Origin of the sequence: Thalassospira sp. MBR-102, assembly GCF_040549275.1 — a bacterium.
Taxonomy (GTDB): Bacteria; Pseudomonadota; Alphaproteobacteria; order Rhodospirillales; family Thalassospiraceae; genus Thalassospira; species Thalassospira xiamenensis.
Genome location: NZ_JBEPTC010000004.1, coordinates 155,697 through 179,220, shown reverse-complemented (window position 1 = coordinate 179,220; position 23,524 = coordinate 155,697). Strand labels below are relative to the sequence as shown.

Genomic DNA, 23,524 nt, shown 5'->3' with positions numbered 1-23,524 from the left:
AGAAAGTTTGCACTTGCGAACGGTAATGCGGATTTGTTGCGGCGCGGCGCAGTGCGGCCGAACTGGTTTGATTTGATGAAGAACCGGTTTGCGAAGGGCTTTCTGGTCAGCCGTGCGGAAAGAGGACCTTGTGATGCCGGCACCCGATATAACGCATGGTTAAGGCGGGGCATGTCAGGCGGGAAAGTATCCGGAAATGAAAACGGGAAGCCTTTGAAAAAGGCTTCCCGACTGATGGTCGGAGCGAGAGGATTCGAACCTCCGACCCCTGCCTCCCGAAGACAGTGCTCTACCAGGCTGAGCTACGCTCCGTCAGTGGGCGGTTGTTTAGCCCGTCTTCAGGGCTGGATCAAGCATAAACCGGTCGGTGAGCCTGAAAAACTTTGCCATTTTACGACAGATGATTTCACGGTTGCGCGGTGTGGGCATCAATCGCTTTGCGGGTGAATTCGGCGGGGTTTGTGCCAAAACGCAAAAGGCCCCGAAACGTAAAACCGTTTCAGGGCCTTTGAATGATGGTCGGAGCGAGAGGATTCGAACCTCCGACCCCTGCCTCCCGAAGACAGTGCTCTACCAGGCTGAGCTACGCTCCGTCATTCTGCGAAGCCGGGTGATAATCCCAAATACCGACCGACGCAAGGATTTTTTGCGCCAATCCGCCGGGACCCCGGCATGCGATACCGGCATGCGATATCAGTATGGGCGCGAAATGCAGAACTCGACCGCTTCGATCATCGCATCCTTGATCGGGCCATCGTCAAAGCGCGTCAGGGTATCAATGGCAAGCTGGCCAAATTCGCGCGCACGATCCATCGATGCGCTAAGCGCGTCATATTTGCGAATCAGTTCCTGCGCGCGATCAAGATCGCCATCCTGGAAATCCTGATCTTCCATGCAACGGCGCCAGAAGGCCTTTTCCGCGTCGTCACCCTTGGCATAGGAAATGATCACCGGCAGGGTCACCTTGCCGTCACGGAAATCATCGCCAACGGTTTTACCCAGCGTCGCCTGATGGGCGGAATAATCCAGAACATCGTCGATCAGCTGGAAGGCGGTGCCAAGATAGATGCCATAAAGGCGAAGGGCTTCTTCGTCCTCCGCCGAACGATTGGCAATCACTGCACCGATCTGCGACGCCGCACCAAACAGGGCGGCGGTTTTGGCGGTGATGACTTCAAGATAGGCTTCTTCTGTGGTCGCCATGTCATTGGCGGTCGAAAGTTGCAAAACTTCGCCTTCGGCAATGACGGCGGACGCCTTGGCAAGGATATCAAGAACCTTGAGCGAGCCGTTTCTGACCATCACGACAAAGGCGCGCGCAAACAGGAAATCACCGACCAGAACGCTGGCTTCGTTGCCAAACAGGGCATTGGCCGATGCCTGGCCACGGCGCAGCAGGCTTTCATCAACGACATCGTCATGCAGAAGCGTTGCGGTGTGGATAAACTCGACACAGGCCGCAAGATCAACCGCCGATGTGCCGCCCTGATAGCCGCAAAGCTGGGCGGATGCCAGTGTCAGCATCGGGCGCATGCGCTTGCCACCAGCAGCGACAAGATGGCTTGCCAGTTGCGGGATCAGCGCGACTTCGCTGTGCATGTTGTCAATGATGACCTGATTGACGCGCTTCATGTCGGCATCGACAAGGCGGATCAGGGAGTCCAGGCTGGGTTCGGTCGTCTGCTGCGTTGCGATATTGGTCACGCTGTAATCCGAAACAATTTCTCGCGTATTGACCCCGCCCACCGGGACGGGTAACGCTGATTTCAGTGGGCGGCCTCAACATAGAGATGCCGGGTGGTGACGGTCAAGTGGACAAATGGTTGCCAGGCAGGCAACAATAACCGCTTTGCCGTCATTTTTACCCGAATATGTTCTGCTACACACATATATATGGATAACATAAACATACAATAACAACCGGGGCGCATAAATCGCATGATCGAGCTATTTCGCAGCAACGACCCGATCGAGCTCAGCTGGGCGCAATCGGTTCTCGCCGACGAAGGCATCGCCAGCCATATTTTTGATTACCACGCCAGCATTCTCGAAGGATCCATCGGCGCATTGCCAAGGCGTTTGATGGTGGCCCCCGAGGAAGAAAGCCGGGCCAAATACATCCTTGATATTGCCAGGCGCGAACTTGATGCGCATAACGCACAGCATGATCCCGATACCGAGGAAGTTCAGGACTGAAAATCAGTCCGACATCGGCAAGGTTGCAGGAATTAAGGCATTTATGACCCGAACCGATAGCGCATTTCATGTTCCCGACTTTGCGGAAGAACGCATCAGCCACGATTTTCTGCTGGGCGGTTCGGTGACGTTAAAACAGCCGGTCGATGGGTATCGCGCGGCGGTCGATGCTGTTTTGCTGGCGGCGTCCGTTTCGATCAATTCCAGACGCGATCAGAAAATACTCGATGTCGGGGCGGCTGTCGGATCGGCCGGGTTATGTGTGGCACGCCGTCTGCCCGATGCCGAAGTGACCGGGGTCGAGTTGCAGGACGATCTCTATGCGCTGTTTTGCCGCAACATTGTCGAAAATGATCTTGTTGGCCGGGTAACGCCGGTTCATGGCGATATCAATGACCGGTCCTTGCTGCTGGTGGCCGAAAGTTTTGATCAGGTGATTTCAAACCCGCCCTTCTATGCCGGGGGAACCCGCCCCGCCAATGAAAGCCGGGCGAAGGCGCATCAGGAAGGCACGGCTGATCTTAAGGACTGGATCCATTTCTGCCTTAAGATGGTCCGCCAGAAGGGCCGGATCACCATCGTACACCGGGCGGATCATCTCGACCGGATCATCGGGCTTTTGCATGGTCGCGCAGGCGACATGACCATCTATCCGGTCTGGAGCAAGGCCAGTGCCGATGCACCGCTTCGCGTGATTGTTTCGGCGCGCAAGGGCGTTTCATCGCCGGTTACCCTGCGACGCGGAATTGTTTTGCATGACGAGGCCGGGGCTTATCTGCCTGAATGCGAGGCGATTTTGCGGGGGCCTCTGGGGCTCCGGATATAATTTCTGCAAATTATCTAGGTATCGATCACTGCTATCTCTCGGCTTAGTACAAGCTTAGACGAGTAATGGCGTAGCTTTATTGTATTTGGTTGATTTCAAGGCCCTTTCCGGGATGCGTCGACTGGCGCATCCCAATGGATAGCATTTTTAGTCATTGGTATTATTTTTATGTACAAAGGAATAGTAATCAATGGTATATGTTGTTGATTTTTCGCTTAATTAGTGACTAGCGGTCATTAATTCTTCCCTGTAGGGGGGGGGGCAGAGCTTTGCGAAAATGCGAAATTCGTGCTTTTGCAATCGCCTGAATGCGAAAATAACTTCGTTTTGGGGCTGAAAATGAACGCGCTCACCAATCTGAAAATATCTAAAAAGCTGATTCTCGCCTTTGGGGCGATGTTGATCCTGAACGTTTTTACCAGCGTTTTTGCCGTGGTGAAAATGGACACAATCAACAACACTTCGACAGTCATTGCCGAGAACTGGATGCCCAGTATCAAGGCCGTGAATGATATTAATACCTCTGTTAATACCATGCGACTTTCCAGTCTTGCGCATATCCTGTCAACTGACGAGGCGGATATGGAAGAATATGAAGGACGGATCGTCGCTCTCCAGAAACAACAGGTCGAAGAAATCAGGATTTATGAATCTTTGATTTCATCGGATGAGGAGCGTCAAACCTGGCTGAAAGCCAAGGGTCTGATCGGTAAGAATAACGAGCTTTGGGAGCGTGCGCTGGCATTTTCGATGAAAAACGAGAATGAGCAGGCCCGTCAGGTCATGCTTGATGAAGCTCAAGGTGTAAATGTCGAGCTTCGGGGGCTTTTGTCCGAACTGATAACTCTTAACGAAACAGGTGGTCTGCAGGCGTCCAATACCGGTGACGAGCAATTTGCACTTGCCAGAATCTTGATGATTGCTGTTGCAGTGATTGTTGCCATTTTGACGATTATCTTTTCGATGGGGCTTACGCGACTTATTGCCAATCCGATCCGCGATATGACAGCGACGATGACCCGTCTTGCCGAGGGGGATAAAACCGTTACAATTCCGGGCGTTGGGCGTGGTGACGAAGTTGGCAGCATGGCCGATGCTGTTCAGGTCTTCCGCGACAACATGATAGAGGCAGAGCGTCTTGCCGAGATTGAGGCGAAAAATCAGAAAGAACGCGCAGAACGGTCCGCGCGTATTGAAAAACTGACCCAGGATTTTGATCTGAGTGCCGGAAAAACCATCGGGGCGGTTGCCTCGGCTGCAACGGAGCTTCAGGCAAATGCGTCGACACTGTCGGCAACTTCGCAGCAGGCAATAACGCAGTCGTCGGCTGTGGCATCGGCTGCAACGCAGGCGGCGGGCAATGTTCAGACTGTTGCCTCTGCGGCGGAGGAGCTTTCGGCGTCGATCAGCCAGATCGCACAGGATGTTTCGATGGCAGCCCAGGTCTCAAAGCAGGCTGTTGATCAGGCCGGTCATACCGGACAGGTTGTTGGTAATCTGCAACAGGCTTCCGTCAAGATCGGCGAAGTCGTGAATCTGATCAATGACATTGCCGGACAAACCAATTTGCTGGCATTGAATGCAACGATCGAAGCAGCACGCGCCGGAGAGGCTGGCAAGGGGTTTGCTGTTGTGGCAAGCGAAGTCAAGAACCTTGCGAGCCAGACGTCCCGGGCAACGGCCGATATCGGCGAACAAATTGAAGCAACGCGTGCCGCGACTGAAGAAGCGGTTGCTGCCATTGCCTCTATTGCGGAAACCATTGAGAAGATAAACGAAATTTCGAGCAGTATTGCCGCCGCCGTCGAGCAGCAGCAGGTCGCAACCGGCGAGATTGCCCGAAATGTTGATGAAGCCGCGAAAGGTACCGAAGACGTGAATGAAAACATTCACGAAGTTACCAATGCGGTTCAAAGTGCCGGCGGGGTTGCCAAAGACGTATTGCAGGCGTCTTCGGAGCTGTCGCATGAAGCCGAAAAAATGCGTGAGATCGTCAACGCATTCCTGTCCGGTGTGAAAACCGCCTAGGCTATTGGTATGAAATGAAAAATGCCGCCCGGCTCGCCGGGCGGCATTCGTGTTTGTGACAGATGGCCGGTCCTTGGCGATATCAACCTATCCATTTGGGTTGAACCGCGAACTTTTTGACTTTACGGTGCGCACATCCAATGCCCAATTGACGGGAAATGCCATGCTGAGTTTGTCGAAAATCCTTTTTACCGCACTGATCGTTGTGGTGGTATGGCAGGGCTTCAAGCTGTTTACCCGCAAGAATCAGGTGTCAGGGCAGGAGCCGCCCAAGCAGACCGGGCATGACAAAAAAGCCAAGCAGCAGAAACAGGAAGCTGTGGCGCATGATCTTGAAAAATGCCCGAAATGCGGTGTCTATCACGCCGAAGGCAGCGCGCATGTTTGCGAAGTCTGAATTGCGCGAGCGGCATATTTTCCTTTGCTGATTTCTTCGACTTTCGCCCAACAGGCCGTGATTTCGCTTTGAAAAACCGGTTGTTGCACGGATGTTGTATGCTGCAACGCGGTATGAGATTTCGCAGGGCGTCATAAAAAGCGCTAAATTCAGGCCCACTCAGGGCTTTTGCGTTCTTGACCCCGACGGGGTGGGGCGGTAGCTTGCCGCTCTAAATTTACCGACAACATCAAAGTGAGTTCGCGCAATGGCGCTCGACGGGTCGCAACGTCCCCCTTCATTCCAGGAAATCATTCTCCGCCTGCAAAGCTATTGGGCCGATCAGGGTTGTGTCATCCTGCAGCCCTATGACCTTGAAGTCGGTGCCGGCACCTTCCACACCGCAACCACGTTGCGCGCGCTGGGCCCGGAAAGCTGGAATGCGGCCTATGTGCAGCCGTCACGCCGCCCGACCGATGGTCGTTATGGCGAAAACCCGAACCGTTTGCAGCACTATTACCAGTTCCAGGTCCTGATGAAGCCGTCACCGGCCAATTCGCAGGAACTTTATCTTGGCTCGCTGGCCCATCTGGGCATTGACCCGATGGCGCATGATATCCGTTTCGTTGAAGACGACTGGGAAAGCCCGACTTTGGGCGCGTGGGGCCTTGGCTGGGAAGTGTGGCTGGACGGGATGGAAGTCACCCAGTTCACCTATTTCCAGCAGGTCGGCGGTTTTGAATGCGACCCGGTCCCGGTCGAGCTGACCTATGGTCTGGAACGTCTGGCGATGTATATCCAGGGCGTCGAAAACGTCTATGACCTTGATTATAACGGCAATGGCGTCAGCTATGGCGATGTGTTCCTTCAGAATGAAAAGGAACAGTCGACCTATAACTTCGAAGTCGCCAATACCGATATGCTGTTCCAGCATTTCAAGGACGCGCAGGCCGAATGTGCGGTCAATATCGAACGCGGCCTTGCGCTTCCGGCCTATGAGCAGGCGATGAAAGCCAGCCATATCTTTAACCTCCTCGATGCGCGCGGCGTGATTTCCGTCACCGAACGTGCGGCCTATATCGGCCGTGTGCGCGACATGTCGAAATCCTGCTGCGAGGCGTGGCTTCGTTCGCGCGGGCATTTGAAAGAGGAGGCATAAGTCATGGCCGAATTGCTGCTTGAACTGTTTTCGGAAGAAATTCCGGCCCGCATGCAGGCGCGTTCTTCCGAAGACCTGACCAAACTGGTCACCGATGGCCTGAAGGCCGCCGACCTTGCGTTTGATAATGTCGAGGCACTGGTAACACCGCGCCGTCTGACCCTGATCATTGATGGTTTGCCGGACAAACAGCCGGACCTTCGCGAAGAACGCCGAGGCCCGCGTGCCGATGCCCCGGAAAAGGCGATTGCCGGTTTTCTGGCGGGCAATGGTGTGACGCTGGAACAATGCGAAAAGCGCGAAACGCCCAAGGGTGTTTTCCTGTTTGCGATTGTCGAACAGAAAGGCCGCGATAGCGCGGATGTCATCAAGGACATCATCGAAGACGCCATGGCAAAACTGCCCTGGCCGAAATCGATGCGCTGGGCCGATCAGAAAGTCCGCTGGGTCCGTCAGCTTGACCGGATCCTGTGCCTGTTTGACGGCAAGGTGATCCCGGCATCCTTTGGCCCGGTGACGGCGGGCAATATCACAAGCGGCCACCGGTTCCTTGCCCCGGCCACCTTTAGCGTTGCCAATGCCACAGAATACAAGGCGAAGCTTGCCTTTGCCAAGGTCATGCTGGACCGCGAAGAACGCAAGAAAGTCATTCTGGACGGTGCGCGCAAGCTTGCGGCATCAGAAGGCTTTACGCTTCTGGAAGATAACGGACTGCTTGAGGAAGTCTGCGGTCTGGTCGAATGGCCCGTACCCGTCATGGGCAAGGTCGATGACCAGTTCATGGATATCCCGCGCGAGGTTCTGGAAACCTCGATGCGTGAACATCAGAAATATTTCGTCGTCGAAGACAGCAACGGCAAACTGGCCGCGCGCTTCATCACCATTTCGAACATGGTGACGCTGGATGCGAATGCGCAGATCATTGCCGGGAACGAGCGCGTTTTGCGCGCGCGCCTGCATGATGCGAAATTCTTCTGGGATCAGGATCGGAAAGTGACGCTGGAAGCGCGTCTGCCGAAACTTGATAACATCGTGTTCCATGCCAAGCTTGGCTCGCTGGCGGAGCGTGTTCTGCGCCTGCGCGGACTGGCACGCGAACTTTCAGCCGATATTCCGGGCTGCGATGTCAAACTTGCTGATCGGGCGGCGGAAATTGCCAAGTCCGATCTGGTGTCGAACATGGTGTTCGAATTTACCGAACTTCAGGGACTGATGGGGAAATACTACGCCGAGAATGACGGCGAAGCCCCCGAAGTCGCCAACGCCATTGCACAGCATTATGCACCTGCTGGTCCGTCGGATATGTGTCCGACCGCGCCTGTTTCGGTGGCTGTTGCCTTGGCCGAGAAGCTCGATACCCTTGCCGGGTTCTTTACCATCGATGAAAAGCCGACCGGTTCAAAAGACCCGTTCGCGCTGCGTCGTGCGGCATTGGGTGTCATCCGGCTGGTTCTGGAAAACGGATTGCGTGTACCGCTGCGTCGTGCATTTGCCTTTGCCGTTTCCCAATATCCGGCCTCCATTCGTCGTGACGAGGCGGTTGACGAACTTCTGGCATTCTTTGGCGACCGCCTGAAAGTCCATCTGCGTGAACAGGGCGTGCGCCATGATCTGGTGTCTGCCGTGTTTGCCCTTGATGGCGAGGACGATCTTGTCCGCCTTCTGGCTCGTGTTGATGCGCTTGCCGATTTTGTATCGGGTGAAAGCGGCGTCAACCTTATGGCCGGGTACAAGCGCGCGTCCAATATCCTGCGTATCGAAGAGAAGAAGGATGAAAAATCCTATGATGCGGATGTGTCCGCCGATCTTCTGACGCAGGACGAGGAACGCAAGCTCTATGAGGCGCTCATCAATGTCCGGCATAAGGCCTTGCCGCTTCTGCGGGCCGAGAATTATGCCGCGGCTATGGCCGAATTCGCACATCTGCGCGGACCGGTCGATGCATTCTTCGAAGGGGTCACGGTAAATAGTGACAAGGCAGACGAACGTGCCAACCGCCTTAAACTGCTGGCGCAAATTCGCACTGCCTTGCATGACATTGCCGATTTCTCGAAGATCGAGTCATAAATAAGGTCGGGGTCGCCCGGAATTCCGGAACGCCTTGACCAGATGAGGAAAAGGCAAGATGACCAAATGGGTTTACGGCTTCGGTGGCGGTAGCGCCGAAGGACGTTCCGATATGCGCGAGCTTTTGGGCGGCAAAGGTGCCAACCTTGCCGAGATGAGCAATCTCGGCCTTCCGGTCCCGCCCGGCTTTACCATCACGACCGAAGTCTGCACGGCATTTTATGACAATGACCGTGCGTACCCGGATGGTCTTGAAGCCGAAGTCGAAAAGTCGCTTGCTGCTGTCGAGGCCCTGGTCGGGCGCAAATTTGGCGACCCCAAAGACCCGTTGCTGGTTTCGGTCCGTTCCGGCGCACGTGCTTCGATGCCCGGCATGATGGATACGGTTCTTAATCTGGGCCTGAATGACGAAACGGTTGAAGGTTTGGCGGCGGTCTCTGGTGACCGCCGTTTTGCGTATGACAGCTATCGCCGTTTCATTCAGATGTATGGCGATGTGGTCCTTGGTGTCGATCACTACCATTTCGAGGAAATCCTTGAAATCCACAAGGAAGACAAGGGCTATGTCCTTGATACCGATATGGATGCCGATGACTGGCAGGCGATTGTCCAGGGCTTCAAGAAAAAGGTCGATGCCGAACTCGGGCGTCCCTTCCCGCAGGACCCGCGCGAACAGCTTTGGGGGGCCATCGGTGCGGTTTTCGGAAGCTGGATGAATGCGCGCGCCAATACATACCGTCGCCTGCACAATATCCCGGCAAGCTGGGGCACGGCGGTCAATGTTCAGGCCATGGTCTTTGGCAATATGGGTGATGATTGTGCCACCGGTGTCTGCTTCTCGCGCAATCCGTCGACCGGCGAAGACCGTTTTTACGGCGAATATCTGATCAATGCACAGGGCGAGGACGTCGTGGCGGGGATCCGTACCCCGGCCCCGCTGACCAAAATCGAACGCGAAGAGTCGGGTTCGGACCTTCTGTCGATGGAAGAAGCCATGCCCGGCGTCTTTGGCGAGCTTTGCGATATTCGCGACAGGCTTGAATCGCATTATCGCGATATGCAGGACATGGAATTCACCGTCGAGTCCGGCAAGCTTTACATGCTGCAAACCCGTGCGGGCAAACGCACGGCCAAGGCAGCGCTGCGTATCGCGGTTGAAATGTGCCAAGCCAATGTGATCACACGCGAAGATGCGTTGCGCCGTGTTGATCCCGCACAGCTTGACCAGTTGCTGCATCCGACCCTTGATCCCGATGCGGAACGCAAGGTGATCGGCATGGGGCTTCCGGCATCGCCCGGTGCGGCATCCGGGCAGATCGTCTTTTCCGCCGAAGTCGCCGAGGACTGGGTACATAACCGGGGCCGCAAGGTCATTCTGGTGCGTATCGAAACCAGCCCCGAAGACATTGCCGGCATGCACGCTGCCGAGGGTATTCTGACATCACGCGGCGGCATGACCAGCCACGCGGCGGTGGTGGCGCGCGGCATGGGAACGCCGTGCGTGTGCGGGGCCGGTCAGATCAAGATTGACTATACCAACAAGACCATGATGTCGGGCGGCGTGACGCTCAACGAAGGCGATGTCATCACCCTTGACGGTGCGAAGGGCGAGGTCATGCTGGGCGAGGTGGCAACGCTTAAGCCCGACCTGTCGGGTGATTTTTCGCAATTGATGGAATGGGCGGATGGGGTGCGCCGTCTTAAGGTCCGCACCAACGCTGAAACACCCGATGACGCGGCAACCGCCCGTGGCTTTGGTGCCGAGGGGATCGGCCTTTGCCGGACCGAACACATGTTCTTTGACCCGGCACGCATCATTTCCATGCGCGAAATGATCCTGGCGGACACGGAAAAGGGCCGTCGTGCGGCACTTGATAAACTTCTGCCCTATCAACGGCAGGACTTTATTGACCTGTTCCGGATCATGAAGGGCCTTCCGGTGACGATCCGTCTGCTGGATCCGCCATTGCATGAATTCCTGCCGCATGGCGACAACGAAATTGCCGAGGTCGCCAATGCAGCGGGTGTGGCAGAGGTCGTCGTGCGACGCCGGTTGCTGGAACTGTCCGAAGCCAACCCGATGCTGGGGCATCGCGGCTGCCGTCTTGGCATCAGCTATCCGGAAATCTACGAAATGCAGGCGCGCGCGATCTTCGAAGCCGCGATCGAGGTTTCAAAGGATGGCGGCGATCCGGTCATTCCGGAAATCATGATCCCGCTGATTGTTGGCAAGAAGGAACTTGAAATCCTCAAGGCCGTGATCATCAAGGTTGCAGGCGAAGTCGAAACCGAAAAATCGGCCAAGCTCGAATTCCTTGTCGGCACGATGATCGAATTGCCGCGGGCCGCCCTTCGGGCCGGTGAAATCGCCGAAGAAGCCGAATTTTTCAGCTTCGGGACAAACGATTTGACCCAGACGACCTTTGGTCTTTCGCGTGATGACGCATCCCGGTTCCTCGATACCTATATTTCCAAGGATATCTTTGCCGGTGATCCGTTCGTATCGCTGGATCAGGAAGGGGTGGGCGAACTGGTCAGCATTGCGGCTGAACGTGGCCGTAAAACGCGTTCTGACATCAAGCTTGGCATTTGCGGCGAACATGGCGGCGATCCGGCATCCATCGCGTTTTGCGAGGCGCAGGGGCTGGATTACGTTTCGTGCTCGCCCTATCGCGTGCCGATTGCGCGTTTGGCGGCCGCACAGGCCGCGCTCAAGAAATAAGGCTGCTGACGGGCAGCACTGATAAAGCAAACGGCGGCAGAATTTCTGCCGCCGTTTGCATTTGATGAAATTATCGGTTGGCGGATCAGGCCGCTGTTTCCGGCAACTTGACCCAGTCGGGAATCTTGACCGAAATTTTGGCATCCCCCGCCGTAAGCTCGGCATCATCGCCGATCCGCTCCAGCCGGATCAGGGCAAGGCCCGCATTGCCATGGATGCTGCGGATGGTGCCGGCTTCCTTGTCGCCATTCATGATCAGGCTGCCGATTTCCGGGGCCGGGCCGGTGATCGTGATCGGCAGCAGGCGTTTGCGCACCAGCCCGCGATATTTGGTGCGCGCGGTCAGTTCCTGCCCCATATAGCAGCCTTTTTTGAAATCAACGCCTCCCAGTTCCTCGAACCCGTTTTCAAGCAGGATGGCACGGTCGATTTCCATTTCCTCGCTGCCATTGGGCAGGCCAAGCAGCACGCGATGCTGATGATAGGTGCTTTCATCGCTTTCGGTGGCACCGATGGCCGCCATTTGCGCCAGTTCGTTCTTGGGCAGCAACACGCGCGCCCCCATCGCACTCAGGCGCGGATCAACCGCCTTGATCCCGTCGGCAAACGGTGCGGTGGTTCCGGGCGTATCGGGTAGGTCAAGTGCGGCCAGGGCACCATCGCCGAAAACGGCCACAACGTCATAGCTTTCGGTGACGTCGGTCAGTTCCGCCTTGGCGCGCAATTTATACATGCGCAGTTTTTTGAACAGCTCGGCTGCGCGCGCACCATCTTCGCCGCGTTCGCATTCAATCAGAAGGCTGTCCTCGTCCTGCTGATAGACAAAGAAATCGAACAGGAACTTGCCCTGCGGCGTCAGAAGCGCGCCATAGCCGGAATGATCAGCCGTGATTTTTTCGATATTGTTCGACACCAGTCCCTGAAGGAAGCTGACGCGATCAGGCCCGCTGACCCGGATAACGGCCCGGTCAGGCAGGGGGGCGTATAAAGTCTCACTCATGATTCTTATGGCTCCGGTTTATCGGAATTGTTGGCCGAAATGTGGGGCAATGGGGGGCATTTGGCAAGGGGTGGTTTGGCAAAGGCAAAAGCAACCCGCCACAAGAAAAGCCTTCATAAATCGCGCGGGAACCGATAGAACGCAATGTATGAAAATATTGATGCTTGATCGTTCCATCGGCTTTGATCCCAAGGATCGTGAAGCCCGCCCGCTGGGATCGCGCCAACGCGGATTTATCGCGCTGGCCGAAGCCCTTGTTGCCCGTGGCCACAAGGTTGAAGCCCGCCGGAACGGTGGCATTGACCTTGATCATCATGGTGTCGCCTGGCGTCAGCTTGACAGTGCCATGCCGCCCTTTGGCGGGGATCCGGTGGATCGGGTTCTGGTATGGCGCGATGCGGAATTGCTGCGTCATCCCTCAATCCCCGAAGGTGCCGATTGCTGGCTTTGGTTTGATGGCATGGTATCCGATCTGAATGCGGATAAGGCACGTCTGGCATTGCTTGAAACCGGTGCGCAGGTGATTTTCACCCACGAGGATCAAGGCAGGGCATTTGATGGCGATATCGCCAAACGCCCCATTGTGATTGCGCCGGGGGCGTGTCCGGCCTTTGCCATGGCATCAAACATGCACTGGGCGTTCGAGAGCCGCGAAAACCTGGCCGTGACGGTCGCCAACAGCAAAACCGGCATTGCCCAGATCATCCGCATCTGGTCGGCTTATGTCGCGCCCAAGGTGCCCGGTGCCATTCTGGAAATCTATGCTGCCGACCTGTTCTTGGCGATGGCGGGCGAAAATGACGATGTTTCCGGCGAACTCGTCGATATGGTGCGCGACAATATCGACAAGGGTGTTCGCGTTTGCCACCCGATGCCCGAGGCCGACATGGCCGAACGTGTCGCAACCGCGCGGGCGTTTCTGCATCACGGCAAATACGGCAATGATCAGGTCGGCCAATGGATTTATGACGCGCTGGCGGCGGCAACCCCGGTTGTGTCCTATGGCGGGATTGCCACGGCGCGGGTCGAAAACGGCAAGACCGGCTATATCGTTCCCGATGAAACGGCTTATGGCAATCTGGTGATGCAGTTGCTGGCCGACCGGCAGATTTTTGCCAGCCAGTCCGAAGCGGCGCGCAACAGCCGCCGCGAATGGCTTAACGTCGCTGGCGAGCTGGAGAAACTTTAAACCGTGCGGTTACTGTTCATCACCTCGAACCGGCTGGGCGATGCGGTTCTTTCGACATCGGTGCTGCGTCACTATGTCGAAACCTATCCCGGCATCCGGGTGACGGTTGCCTGTGGTCCGGTTGCGGCCCCGATTTTTGAAGCGGTGCCGGGGCTTGAACGCATCATCGAAATGCCAAAGCAGAAACGCGGCGGCCATTGGTGGAAGCTTTGGAAGTCGGTCGCGTTTTGCTGGTGGGACATCATCGTCGACCTGCGCGGCAGTGCGACGGCTTATGTGTTGCCGGGCTGGAAGCGGGTGGTGCTGCCGGGAAATGACGATGAAATGCACCGGGTTGAACAGCTTGGACAATTAATTGGTGTTGATCCCGCACCCGAGCCATTCGTCTGGACCGCGCCTGAGCATGAAAATCGTGCTTCGGAAATTCTTCCCGATGACGGGCGGCTGCTTCTGGTCGTTGGGCCAAGTGCCAACTGGATTGGCAAAACATGGCGTCCCGAACGTTTTGCCGAGGCGATTGCCGAACTAAGAGCCGTTGGCGGGCCCCTTGAAGATGCCAATGTGTTGCTTGTTGGTGCCCCGAACGAACGGGCGGCATCCGAGCCTGTGATTGCGTCCATTCCAGAAAATAGACGAACCGAGATTTTTGGCACCGAACATCTTCTGACGGTCATGGCCTGTCTGCGTCGCGCCAACGTGTATCTGGGAAATGATTCGGGGCTTATGCATATGGCGGCCGCGACAGGTAACCCGACCATAGGATTGTTTGGCCCATCGCGTGATGAACATTATCGCCCGTATTCAAAGTGGGGCCGGGCCGTTCGTACCGATTGGTCCTATGATAAAATCATCGAAAATCGTTCAAGCCCGTTATCCAAAGAAGTTTTAATGGATACCTTACCGGTCGAAAAGGTTGTCTCTGCGACCAGAGTGCTTCTGGAAGATTATCGGAAAGAGGAAAAGCAGAATGGCTGACAAAGCGCCGCGTCTTTCAGTTGTTATGTGTGCTCATAACGAGGAAGAGCGACTTCCATCGTGTCTTGCGCATCTTGGCTTTGCCGATGAGATCATTGTTCTGTGCGATAAATGCACGGATCGCACGGAAGAAATCGCGCGCGAGTTTGGCGCAAAGACGATTGTTGGCAGTTGGGATATTGAAGGTGAACGACGCAACCGGGTGCTTCAGGAAGCAACCGGCGACTGGATTTTCGAAGTCGATGCTGACGAGCATGTGAACGAAGAACTCGGCAAATCGATCCGCAACGCCATCGTCGATACCGAGTTCGATTGCTTTGTAATTTCTGTCCACAATTATATTGGCAAACGACTGGTCCGGTATGGATGGGGGGCATCCTATGGAACCTCCGCTGTAAGACGTCTGTTTCGCGCGGGGCGAAAGACCTGGGGACTTCAGCGCGTCCACCCTTCTTTTGAATTGATCGGGCGTACCGGGCCGAGGCTTGATGGTGCTCTTTTGCATTATGTCGACAGGAATATTTCCGACATGATCAAAAGGCTCGATAGCTATACCACCGCCCGTGCCGCCGATTTGCGGGCAAGCGGCAACATAGGCAGTTTTGCAAACAATTTTCGCCGCATCTTTTCCCGGTTCTTCCGCTGCTTTGTTTCCCGTAAGGGTTACAAGGAAAAGGGAATGGGGTTTCTGATTGCTTTGTTTGCCGCATTGTTCCCGTTACTGTCCTACCTTAAAGCGCGTTACGATGACGAATAGGCTCGCGGTTTTATGTTAGGAGTCTCACGGTCGGGACAATCTTGTTTGGAATGAACGGGGAACAATTCGCATGCTAATGCATTTGCTTATCATGTGAATTTTGTTTCAACTGTTCCGGACCAGAAAGATGATCCGTACCGAGCATCTGACAATGATCGTGGTGTTGCTGTTTGCCGTTTCCATGGCGTGGCTTCAGGTGGCTGTGGGGGAACAGAGAACCCAGCTCAATCTTGTGCCGGTTCCGGACTATAAAGCCGGGTTTGAAATGTATGCCATCCGTTATGGGAATGCCGATAACGCATCTTGTGGCAGTCTGTGCGGTGCATTTGATCTGGAAAAGGCCAGTTCAATAGGCGGCGCATATATGCAGGTAAGCCTTCCTCTGGATACGGCGCGTCGCTGATATCGCCAAGTCGACCTGACGCGTTGGTAATGCTGGGTTAATGTCTGGAGTATCCAATGGCCAATTCGACTGTCTGGGCGATTATTCCCAATTTGTTGCGCAGCCTGTTTCGACCGGATGTGCCACTGCGAAGCAAGATCCTGTTGCTGGCCGGGATTATCTATCTCGTTAGCCCGATTGATCTGTTGCCCGATGTCATTGCCGGTATTGGCTGGATTGATGATCTTGTTATCGTGCCCCTGTTGGGATGGCTTTCATATAAAAGCCTGCCGCCATCCATAAAATCGGATATGGCATCAACGGATTCCGAAGGGCCGACAAAGTCTCGTAAATGGTTATATCTTCTGATTTTGATCGTGGTTCTGATTGGCATTGTGATGCTTACAGGACCTGATGACAGCTTCCTGAAAACTCCGTCTGCTGGTTAAGACACGACTTTTGCGCCTTTGACAGTCTTTCCCGCTCCCTTTTAAGCTTGGATGCAATTCCATCATGAAACGGGGATACGACCATGGCAGATACATTTCGTGGCTTGGTTCTGCGCCAGCAGGAAAAATCAGTTCAGGCCGATTTTCAAAATCTGACACTTGATGATCTGCCTGACGGCGATGTGCTGGTTCGGGTACGATGGTCGACCCTGAATTACAAGGACGGCATGATCCTGAACGGGCTTGGCCGTCTTGTCCGGCAATACCCGCATGTGCCCGGTGTCGATTTTGCGGGCGAAGTGATTTCATCGGATGATCCGCGTTATGCGCCCGGCGATCAGGTCATCCTGACCGGATGGCGGGTTGGCGAAGCCCATTGGGGCGGATATGCCCAGTATGCCCGCATCAAAGCCGATTGGCTGGTGCCAATGCCAGATGGACTTGATGGTGCGCACGCCATGGCCATCGGTACCGCGGGCTTTACATCCATGCTTGCCGTGATGGCCCTTGAAGAGCAGGGCATATCACCCGATCAGGATGGCGAAATCCTCGTTACCGGGGCGGCGGGCGGTGTTGGGTCGGTCGCGGTAGGTCTTCTTTCCAATCTTGGTTATCGTGTTGCCGCCTCGACCGGGCGTGCTGACACGCATGACTATCTTCGAAGCCTTGGTGCGCATTCAATTCTGGATCGATCAGAGTTAAGCGAGGCAAGCAAGCCCTTGCTGAGCGAGCGTTGGCTGGGGGCTGTTGACAGTGTCGGCAGCACGACACTGGCGCATGTCTTATCGGAAATGAAGTATCATGGCGTGGTTGCTGCTTGCGGGTTGGCTGACGGGCCGGATTTGCCTGCAACGGTTCTCCCGTTTTTGCTGCGCGGGGTCCGGTTGATCGGAATTGATTCCGTGATGTGCCCCTATGAAAAGCGCGTCACAGCCTGGAAACGTCTGACACAGGAATTGCCCATGGATCAACTGGATGCTGTGACAACAAAGGTTGGACTTCGTGATATCCTGCCGTGGGGCGAAAAAATCCTCAAAGGGCAGGTTCGGGGGCGTTTGCTGATTGATGTGCAGGATTGCTAGCAGAGGCAAATATATGCAGAATCAGTCTGATCCGAGCTGCCAATCCTGAAATTCTGAAATGAATGGGCCGTGCCATATGACCGAAAACCGGTTTCGCATCCTTCTGGTCGAAGATAATCCCGGCGATGCGTTTCTTGTAAAAACATTGCTGGAGGAAACCGGTGAGCAATTCGGTATCGAACATCGGTCCGATCTTGCTTCGGCCATGGCCCTTCTGAATGATCCGTCACCGGATGGACAGTTTGATGTTGTCCTGCTGGATTTGACGCTGCCCGATTCATCGGGGGTTGAGACCATCCGCCGAATTCGCGGTTGTGCGCATAGCGCACCGGTTGTTGTCCTGACCGGGCACAAGGACGAGGAACTTGCCTTTGAAGCCCTTCAGCACGGCGCAGAAGATTATCTGACCAAAGAATTCCCCGACGGCAGGACCATTCGCCGATCCATCCGTTATGCGATTGAACGGTCGCGTGCCGAGCAGGCTTTGAAGGAAAGCGAAGAACGGTATCGCAAGCTGGTGGAACTGGCACCGGAACTGATTTCGGTGCTGAGCGGTGAGGAAATTACCTATATCAACCAGCAGGGCGTTGCCATTCTGCATGGGAACGACAGTTCCGAACTGGTCGGGCGCAGCTTCATGGAGATGGTCCATCCCGACAGCCGCGAAATCATGAGCGAATATATTGCCCGTTACGCTGGCGGTTATACGGGGCGGGCGGATTTTGTCATCATCTGCCGACGGGGCGACGGCGAGAATGTCGAGCTTGAAGTATCCGCCATCGCCTTCACCCACGAAGGCGCGCCAGCCATGCTGATGCTGGCCGAGGATGTGACGGAAAAGCGCAAAATCGAACGGCAACTGGTTCAGACTTCCAAGCTGGCGACCCTTGGCGAAATGGCTGCATCCGTCGCCCATGAAATGAACCAGCCGCTTAATGTCATTCGGATGGCGGCTGATACCTGCGCGCTTCAATATGAACTTGAAAAGGTCCAGCCCTCTTTCCAGAGAGAGCGATTGTCCCTGATCAGCGGGCAAACCCAGCGTATGGCCGAAATTATTCGACATTTGCAGATATACAGTCGGCCAGACGAGGATGATTTCGAGCTTTTCGATCCGATGCGCGCGGTCACCCGTGCGGTGGACATGATCGAGCATGATTGCCGTTTGGCGGGGATCGTGGTGGATGTCGTACCATCCGCACAAAGTTGCCAGGTGCTTGGGCGACAGGTCCAGCTTGAACAGGTTCTGGTCAATATGTTGACCAATGCGCGTGATGCAATCACGGAAAACGGCGATGATACCGGCGGGATTGGCGGGCTCATTCGATTAACAGCCATGCTTGATCCCGATCAGGAAGTGCTTCGAATTGCGATTAATGACAATGGCGGCGGCATCCCCGAGGACGCCATTGGCCTTATTTTCCATCCGTTCTTTACGACCAAGGATGTCGGAAAGGGAACGGGGCTTGGCCTTTCGGTAAGCTATGGCATCGTCGAGGGAATGGGCGGGCATATTGATGTTCGCAATGAAGGAGACGGTGCCTGTTTCGAGATTGTTCTGCCTGCGACGCATATCGGCGAAACGCAGGGGGATGAGAATGACCCGTCTGATGATGCCCCGTTATTGCCTCAGCAGGAAAAAGTTCCGGAGGCAAGGTCGCGCGATTTGCGGATCATGGTTGTCGATGATGAAATTGATGCGATGGAGATCATCGCAGCCTATCTCGAAGCGCAGGGATTCTCTGTTTCGGCGGCAAGCGACGGCGAAGATGCGCTTGCTCTGGCCGGTGTTGTGCAGCCCGACATTCTGATCACCGATATCCGGATGCCACAGATGGATGGCAATAGTCTGGTTCGGGAACTGCGTTCACGCAATCCCGCTTTGCCGGTGATCGTTATGACCGGTCATCCGGGGGATGCCGACAGACCGACAGAGGATGGGGATGATGCGCCGGTCATGGTGATGGCAAAGCCGCTTGATTTAAAAGAGCTTCTGGCAACGCTTGATGAAATTTCCGAAGTCGTTGCCGGCTGAAATACAAAAAAACCCGGCCAAGGGGCCGGGTTTTGAAAGCTTCGGCTTTATGTGGGAAAATCAGGCTTCCCAGCCAAGCTGCATGGCTATTTTAACTGCCTGTGTACGGTTCGCGGCACCAAGCTTTTTGAAAATGCCGGTCAGGTGAACCTTCACCGTGATTTCGCGGACCGTAAGCTGTTTGGCGATTTCCTTGTTGGACAGACCTTTGGTCAGCAGGGCCAGAACTTCACGTTCCCGATTGGTCAGTTGACGCAGGGGATTGTCAGGAGCAAGCCCATCCAGATCAATTTCACCCGGACGCGTGTTGCTGCCATCATCTTCCAGAAGTGCCGAGGGAATGTATTTTTCCCCTGACATGATCAGGCGGAGCGCATTGATCAGCGACTTGCCAGACAGGGTTTTGGGCAAATAGCCCGACGCACCATGTTCAAGTGCATTGAGCACATCGCTGCGTTTGACCGATCCCGACAAAATGACGACCGGAATTTCCGGATGTTTCTGCCGCATTACGGTCAGGCCCGAAAGCCCGTTCATGCCCGGCATGTTGAGATCTAGGATCGTCAGTTCGACCGGCGTATCGCCATCGACGATGGAAAGTGCTTCGGCAAAGTCTTTTGCCTGGGCAATTTCGACTTCTGGCGCCGCCGTTTTCAGAAAGGATGTGATCCCGTCTCTAACGAGGTCATGGTCGTCCGCTAGCAGGATGTTCATGTTATTGTGCCGTACCCGTTTTTAGCCGTCTCCCGCAAAAGGCGGTACCGGTATCGCGTCCCGCACCCAAACATACGGAAACACGCAAAGTTGTCATCTTCCAAATTTCGCGTCCCCCCGGACGCGAGCGCAGCATTAAATAATTCTGATGTCCTGTCAAACTGCAGGATGGATTTAAGGGGGTGGAATTATCCGTGAGGATAGTATTTGTTTAAGGATGATGAAAATACTGTCGCATATTGCATAGTGAAACTGACCGGATTCTAAGGTGTCTGGATTCTTTAATCAGGCATAAATCGAAAAAATGTCGTTCGCGTCGTTCTGCGGTTGTCCGTAACCCGGGATCGGTTTTGGCTGATCGCCACCAATCGTTACACGTTGCAGGCTTGCCTGTCGGAATGCCGCCATATCCGCGCCTGATGGTGCGTTGGGAGCAAGCGCTGCATTCTGAAGGGTCGCAAGCGCGCGTTCCTTATCTTCTGCGCTACCCGAAAGGCTGACTCCGACATCAACATGTCCACCAATGGCATATGCCTTTCCGTCTGGTCCGATCTGGTATTCATATTGCGGGGCAGATCCATAAGGCCCTGCCGCGGCAGCATGCGCTTTTTCTTCCTGCTTTACGGCAGAATCGCGGGCTTGCAATCGCGATATGTCGGCTTTTTCCGTCGCACTCAGCTCACCAGAAGTTTTTGCGCCGGAATTATTGCTGTCCGCCTTGTTGTCGCTTGCTTCAAGGGCTTCGCGATACTCGCTTCGGCTGGCGCCATTGGCAACGGCCTGTGCTTCGGTCAGCGTTCTGGGGTCTACAATTCGGGTGCGAAGTCCGGTGCCTGCTTCGCCTCCAATACCATAAGGTCCTTGCGACAGCCCTGACTTCTCGCCAGACTTAACTTCTATCGCTTCGTATTCGGCCAAAACACTGCCATCAGCGGTTTGCGCAATCTGCCTGACATTCAGGACAATGCCCAATCCACCACCAGCGGGGTTCGTTATGGTTTGACCGGTCGTAATCATCGGATCGAAATGGTTTTCCGTGGCGATACAAAATCGATACCTAAGGATAGCAGGAAAATTCGCAGGAGTCTCGCCCGGTGTCTATACCTTTGGTGCCTTGCATGAAGCATGCTGTCTTGCGTGCCAAACTATAGGCTGTTACAGGAAAGTCTGGATTTTGGATGCCCCCAATTCTTGGGCAATAGCCTTTCAAGACAGGAAAACTGATCGTGATGTCCGACTTTGTCATTCCCGCAAATGAAACGGTTCTGGTTACCGGGGCTGCCGGTTTTATCGGATCGCATCTTTGCCAGAAGCTGCTGGATCAGGGCAGCACCGTAATCGGGCTTGATAACGTCAACGATTATTATGATGTCACGCTGAAAGAAGCCCGGCTTGCACGGCTTGAAGGGCGGGGCGGTTTCAAATTTGTTCGCATGAATCTGGAAGATCGCGATGGTATTGCTGATCTGTTCGCAACCGAAAAGCCGACCTATGTCGTCAACCTTGCGGCCCAGGCTGGCGTTCGCTATTCGCTTGAAAACCCGCATGCCTATATTGACGCCAACCTTGTCGGTTTTACCAATATCCTTGAAGGTTGCCGTCATAACGGTGTGAAGCATCTGGTCTATGCTTCAAGCAGTTCGGTTTACGGCATGAATACCGAAATGCCGTTTTCGGTGCATCACAATGTCGATCACCCGATCAGTCTTTATGCCGCATCGAAAAAAGCCAACGAACTGATGGCGCATACCTACAGCCACCTTTACCGCTTGCCGACCACGGGCCTTCGTTTCTTTACGGTTTATGGTCCTTGGGGGCGGCCTGATATGGCCTTGTTCCTGTTTACCAAGGCTATTCTGGAAGGACGACCGATTGACGTCTTTAACGAAGGAAAAATGCGCCGCGACTTCACCTATATCGACGATATCGTCGAAGGTGTTCATCGCTGCATTTCAACCATCGCATCCCCCAATCCCGACTGGAACCCGGCCAAGCCGGACCCGGCAACCAGTTCTGCCCCGTATCGCGTGTTCAATATCGGCAACAACAGTCCGGTAGAACTGATGCACATGATCGAAACGCTCGAAAAGGCACTGGGCAAGACGGCTGAGAAAAACATGCTGCCGATGCAGGCCGGCGACGTTCCGGCGACCTATGCCGATGTCGATGCCCTGACCGATGCCGTCGGCTTCAAGCCGGAAACCTCGATTGAAACGGGGATTGGTAAGTTTGTCGAGTGGTTCCGATTCTTTTACGAGTAACCTGAATTGAAATTTGCTGCAATTTTTGTTCTTTTTGCCAATGCCTTTTCTGCGGGCATGATGTTTCTCATCAGTTTGCTCATTTCTCGCTATGGTGGAAAGGAGATATTTGGCTTTTTCAGTGTCATACTTGGATTGATTGTTGCCGCAACACCTGTTGCGACATTTGGTATGGATGCTGCCATTGTAAGGTTTTTGCCAGTATATCGGAGTGAGGGGAGGGGAAGCCTTGTAGGTAGAATACAGCGCTTTGTTTTGTTTTTCTCTGGTTCAATTTCACTTTTGGGTGGGCTCGGGCTGGCAGTTTTACTCGTCAACTTTAGAGGATACGATTGGGGAATCGGGATTTCTACAGGAGTATGCCTGCCGCTTTCAGTTGTTTTAGTCGTCTCCCAAGGAATCATTCGAGCGAATGAAAACGTTTCTATCGCTGTGATGCCAGAGGCAATTGTTCGGCCTTTGATTTTTTCTATTTGTATATCAGTTTTTCTCTTTGCCCGCATGGAGACGGTAAGCCTCCTTTCTATTGTTTTTTCTTATGCGGTTGCTCTAATTTTTTCTAATTTTTTTGCTTTCATTGTCATCATTAAGAAGAGGTATGTTGATTGGAATTTTGAATCCAGAATTGGAGTTAAAGATATTCGACTGTGGTTGAATGTTGGTGCGAGCGTTGTCTTCTCAAATATTTCGATATCTTTAATTAATCAATCACCTGTAATTATAGCTGGGATTGTTTTATCTGCATTTGACGCGGGAGAGATTGGTGCAGTTAGTAGGTTGGCAATGCTCGTGTCATTTGCTCTAACCGCTGTAAATTCAATAATTACACCTTTTTTATCTCGCGCGATAATTGTTGGCGATAAAATGGAAGTTCAGTCAATTGTTACAAGGGCGATGGCTTTTTCTATGTTTATTGCGGCTCCAGTTTGTATTGTTTTATACTTATTCTCACCTGTTCTTCTTTCTGCATTCGGAGCGGATTATCTTAAAGCAGTTCCCTTTTTACGAATAATGCTCTGTGCATATGTTGTTCATGTTGCTGCTGGTCCTAGTATTTCTCTTCTGAATATATCCGGTCTCCATAAGGTAACTTCACGAATTATGATGCTTTGGACTTGCCTTGTCTTATGTGGATTATTGATTTCTATGACTGTGTATGGAATCTCTGGGGGCGTTTTGGTCGCTGCCATTTCTACAGCAGGTTACCCTCTTCTGCTTGCCGTTATTTGCTATAAAGCTCTGGGTATTGATACGACGATTTTTTCTTTACGCTTTTTGCTTCAGAGATAACGTGTCTTTATATCAC

Annotated in this window: 20 protein-coding genes and 2 tRNA genes; 16 read left to right on the top strand and 6 right to left on the bottom strand. The window is 54.1% G+C overall.

The window, feature by feature from the left end:
- Positions 1-235: 235 nt before the first annotated feature.
- The 3 genes from ABIE64_RS09640 to ABIE64_RS09630 all read right to left on the bottom strand — a co-directional run bounded on the left by ABIE64_RS09640 (position 236) and on the right by ABIE64_RS09630 (position 1,704).
- A tRNA-Pro gene (locus ABIE64_RS09640) sits at positions 236-312 on the bottom strand.
- Positions 313-516: 204 nt separating this feature from the next.
- Positions 517-593: transfer RNA gene (locus tag ABIE64_RS09635), tRNA-Pro, on the bottom strand.
- Between the two features lie 100 nt (positions 594-693).
- The gene (locus ABIE64_RS09630) at positions 694-1,704 is read right to left on the bottom strand and encodes a polyprenyl synthetase family protein (protein ID WP_063092616.1); all 1,011 of its coding nucleotides are present in this window, start codon (positions 1,702-1,704) and stop codon (positions 694-696) included.
- 234 nt (positions 1,705-1,938) lie between these two features.
- Here ABIE64_RS09630 and ABIE64_RS09625 point away from each other — a divergent pair, with 234 nt between their 5' ends.
- The 7 genes from ABIE64_RS09625 to ppdK all read left to right on the top strand — a co-directional run bounded on the left by ABIE64_RS09625 (position 1,939) and on the right by ppdK (position 11,374).
- A complete protein-coding gene (locus tag ABIE64_RS09625) occupies positions 1,939-2,196 on the top strand; it encodes a putative signal transducing protein (RefSeq protein ID WP_354377280.1) in 258 nt (85 codons plus the stop codon).
- 43 nt (positions 2,197-2,239) lie between these two features.
- Positions 2,240-3,022 (top strand): tRNA1(Val) (adenine(37)-N6)-methyltransferase, encoded by a 783-nt coding sequence (locus tag ABIE64_RS09620; protein WP_354377279.1) that lies wholly within the window; start codon positions 2,240-2,242, stop codon positions 3,020-3,022.
- Positions 3,023-3,361: 339 nt separating this feature from the next.
- Positions 3,362-5,050, top strand: a complete 1,689-nt coding sequence (locus ABIE64_RS09615) for a methyl-accepting chemotaxis protein (RefSeq protein WP_354377278.1) — start codon at positions 3,362-3,364, stop codon at positions 5,048-5,050.
- 163 nt (positions 5,051-5,213) lie between these two features.
- On the top strand, positions 5,214-5,447 hold the full coding sequence (locus tag ABIE64_RS09610) for a hypothetical protein (protein WP_354377277.1): 234 nt from the start codon (positions 5,214-5,216) through the stop codon (positions 5,445-5,447).
- Positions 5,448-5,694: 247 nt separating this feature from the next.
- Complete coding sequence (locus ABIE64_RS09605; RefSeq protein WP_007092414.1) at positions 5,695-6,585, top strand: glycine--tRNA ligase subunit alpha; 891 nt, start codon at positions 5,695-5,697, stop codon at positions 6,583-6,585.
- Positions 6,586-6,588: 3 nt separating this feature from the next.
- Positions 6,589-8,652 carry a glycine--tRNA ligase subunit beta gene (gene glyS, locus ABIE64_RS09600; RefSeq protein ID WP_354377276.1) on the top strand — a complete coding sequence of 688 codons (2,064 nt, stop codon included), beginning with the start codon at positions 6,589-6,591 and terminating at the stop codon, positions 8,650-8,652.
- 58 nt (positions 8,653-8,710) lie between these two features.
- Positions 8,711-11,374 carry a pyruvate, phosphate dikinase gene (ppdK, locus tag ABIE64_RS09595; RefSeq protein ID WP_354377275.1) on the top strand — a complete coding sequence of 888 codons (2,664 nt, stop codon included), beginning with the start codon at positions 8,711-8,713 and terminating at the stop codon, positions 11,372-11,374.
- Between the two features lie 85 nt (positions 11,375-11,459).
- On the opposite strand, the gene ygfZ is transcribed toward ppdK, so the two are convergent.
- Positions 11,460-12,374, bottom strand: a complete 915-nt coding sequence (gene ygfZ, locus ABIE64_RS09590; RefSeq protein ID WP_354377274.1) for a CAF17-like 4Fe-4S cluster assembly/insertion protein YgfZ — start codon at positions 12,372-12,374, stop codon at positions 11,460-11,462.
- A gap of 160 nt (positions 12,375-12,534) precedes the next feature.
- Between ygfZ and ABIE64_RS09585 the strand changes: the two genes are divergently transcribed.
- From ABIE64_RS09585 to ABIE64_RS09555, 7 genes are all read left to right on the top strand, one after another.
- Positions 12,535-13,563 (top strand): glycosyltransferase, encoded by a 1,029-nt coding sequence (locus ABIE64_RS09585; protein ID WP_354377273.1) that lies wholly within the window; start codon positions 12,535-12,537, stop codon positions 13,561-13,563.
- 3 nt (positions 13,564-13,566) lie between these two features.
- Entirely contained in the window at positions 13,567-14,538 is a 972-nt protein-coding gene (locus ABIE64_RS09580) for a glycosyltransferase family 9 protein (RefSeq protein ID WP_354377272.1), read from the top strand.
- The gene (locus ABIE64_RS09575) at positions 14,531-15,295 is read left to right on the top strand and encodes a glycosyltransferase family 2 protein (RefSeq protein WP_114094771.1); all 765 of its coding nucleotides are present in this window, start codon (positions 14,531-14,533) and stop codon (positions 15,293-15,295) included. Before ABIE64_RS09580 ends, ABIE64_RS09575 begins: the two co-directional genes overlap by 8 nt.
- Before the next feature lie 127 nt (positions 15,296-15,422).
- The gene (locus ABIE64_RS09570) at positions 15,423-15,698 is read left to right on the top strand and encodes a hypothetical protein (protein WP_354377271.1); all 276 of its coding nucleotides are present in this window, start codon (positions 15,423-15,425) and stop codon (positions 15,696-15,698) included.
- A 56-nt stretch (positions 15,699-15,754) separates the two neighbouring features.
- Positions 15,755-16,126: a YkvA family protein gene (locus ABIE64_RS09565; protein ID WP_354377270.1), complete on the top strand. Its 372-nt coding sequence runs from the start codon at positions 15,755-15,757 to the stop codon at positions 16,124-16,126.
- Positions 16,127-16,209: 83 nt separating this feature from the next.
- A complete protein-coding gene (acuI, locus tag ABIE64_RS09560) occupies positions 16,210-17,208 on the top strand; it encodes an acrylyl-CoA reductase (NADPH) (RefSeq protein ID WP_354377269.1) in 999 nt (332 codons plus the stop codon).
- Positions 17,209-17,284: 76 nt separating this feature from the next.
- Positions 17,285-19,243 (top strand): response regulator, encoded by a 1,959-nt coding sequence (locus ABIE64_RS09555; RefSeq protein WP_139328265.1) that lies wholly within the window; start codon positions 17,285-17,287, stop codon positions 19,241-19,243.
- Between the two features lie 60 nt (positions 19,244-19,303).
- Here ABIE64_RS09555 and ABIE64_RS09550 read toward each other — a convergent pair whose 3' ends face one another.
- A complete protein-coding gene (locus ABIE64_RS09550) occupies positions 19,304-19,957 on the bottom strand; it encodes a response regulator (RefSeq protein WP_007092070.1) in 654 nt (217 codons plus the stop codon).
- A gap of 285 nt (positions 19,958-20,242) precedes the next feature.
- Positions 20,243-20,974: a putative metalloprotease CJM1_0395 family protein gene (locus ABIE64_RS09545; RefSeq protein ID WP_354377268.1), complete on the bottom strand. Its 732-nt coding sequence runs from the start codon at positions 20,972-20,974 to the stop codon at positions 20,243-20,245.
- A 212-nt stretch (positions 20,975-21,186) separates the two neighbouring features.
- Here ABIE64_RS09545 and ABIE64_RS09540 point away from each other — a divergent pair, with 212 nt between their 5' ends.
- Together ABIE64_RS09540 and ABIE64_RS09535 are read left to right on the top strand one after the other, a co-directional pair.
- Entirely contained in the window at positions 21,187-22,218 is a 1,032-nt protein-coding gene (locus ABIE64_RS09540) for an NAD-dependent epimerase (protein WP_354377267.1), read from the top strand.
- Positions 22,219-22,224: 6 nt separating this feature from the next.
- Positions 22,225-23,508, top strand: a complete 1,284-nt coding sequence (locus tag ABIE64_RS09535) for an oligosaccharide flippase family protein (RefSeq protein WP_354377266.1) — start codon at positions 22,225-22,227, stop codon at positions 23,506-23,508.
- Positions 23,509-23,524 lie beyond the last annotated feature (16 nt).

Coding starts and splice junctions, on each gene's coding strand:
- ABIE64_RS09625 (WP_354377280.1), top strand. CDS start 1,939: ATGATCGAGCTATTTCGCAGCAACGACCCGATCGAGCTCAGCTGGGCG.
- ABIE64_RS09620 (WP_354377279.1), top strand. CDS start 2,240: ATGACCCGAACCGATAGCGCATTTCATGTTCCCGACTTTGCGGAAGAA.
- ABIE64_RS09615 (WP_354377278.1), top strand. CDS start 3,362: ATGAACGCGCTCACCAATCTGAAAATATCTAAAAAGCTGATTCTCGCC.
- ABIE64_RS09610 (WP_354377277.1), top strand. CDS start 5,214: ATGCTGAGTTTGTCGAAAATCCTTTTTACCGCACTGATCGTTGTGGTG.
- ABIE64_RS09605 (WP_007092414.1), top strand. CDS start 5,695: ATGGCGCTCGACGGGTCGCAACGTCCCCCTTCATTCCAGGAAATCATT.
- glyS (WP_354377276.1), top strand. CDS start 6,589: ATGGCCGAATTGCTGCTTGAACTGTTTTCGGAAGAAATTCCGGCCCGC.
- ppdK (WP_354377275.1), top strand. CDS start 8,711: ATGACCAAATGGGTTTACGGCTTCGGTGGCGGTAGCGCCGAAGGACGT.
- ygfZ (WP_354377274.1), bottom strand. CDS start 12,374: ATGAGTGAGACTTTATACGCCCCCCTGCCTGACCGGGCCGTTATCCGG.
- ABIE64_RS09585 (WP_354377273.1), top strand. CDS start 12,535: ATGCTTGATCGTTCCATCGGCTTTGATCCCAAGGATCGTGAAGCCCGC.
- ABIE64_RS09575 (WP_114094771.1), top strand. CDS start 14,531: ATGGCTGACAAAGCGCCGCGTCTTTCAGTTGTTATGTGTGCTCATAAC.
- ABIE64_RS09570 (WP_354377271.1), top strand. CDS start 15,423: ATGATCCGTACCGAGCATCTGACAATGATCGTGGTGTTGCTGTTTGCC.
- ABIE64_RS09565 (WP_354377270.1), top strand. CDS start 15,755: ATGGCCAATTCGACTGTCTGGGCGATTATTCCCAATTTGTTGCGCAGC.
- acuI (WP_354377269.1), top strand. CDS start 16,210: ATGGCAGATACATTTCGTGGCTTGGTTCTGCGCCAGCAGGAAAAATCA.
- ABIE64_RS09555 (WP_139328265.1), top strand. CDS start 17,285: ATGACCGAAAACCGGTTTCGCATCCTTCTGGTCGAAGATAATCCCGGC.
- ABIE64_RS09550 (WP_007092070.1), bottom strand. CDS start 19,957: ATGAACATCCTGCTAGCGGACGACCATGACCTCGTTAGAGACGGGATC.
- ABIE64_RS09545 (WP_354377268.1), bottom strand. CDS start 20,974: ATGATTACGACCGGTCAAACCATAACGAACCCCGCTGGTGGTGGATTG.
- ABIE64_RS09540 (WP_354377267.1), top strand. CDS start 21,187: ATGTCCGACTTTGTCATTCCCGCAAATGAAACGGTTCTGGTTACCGGG.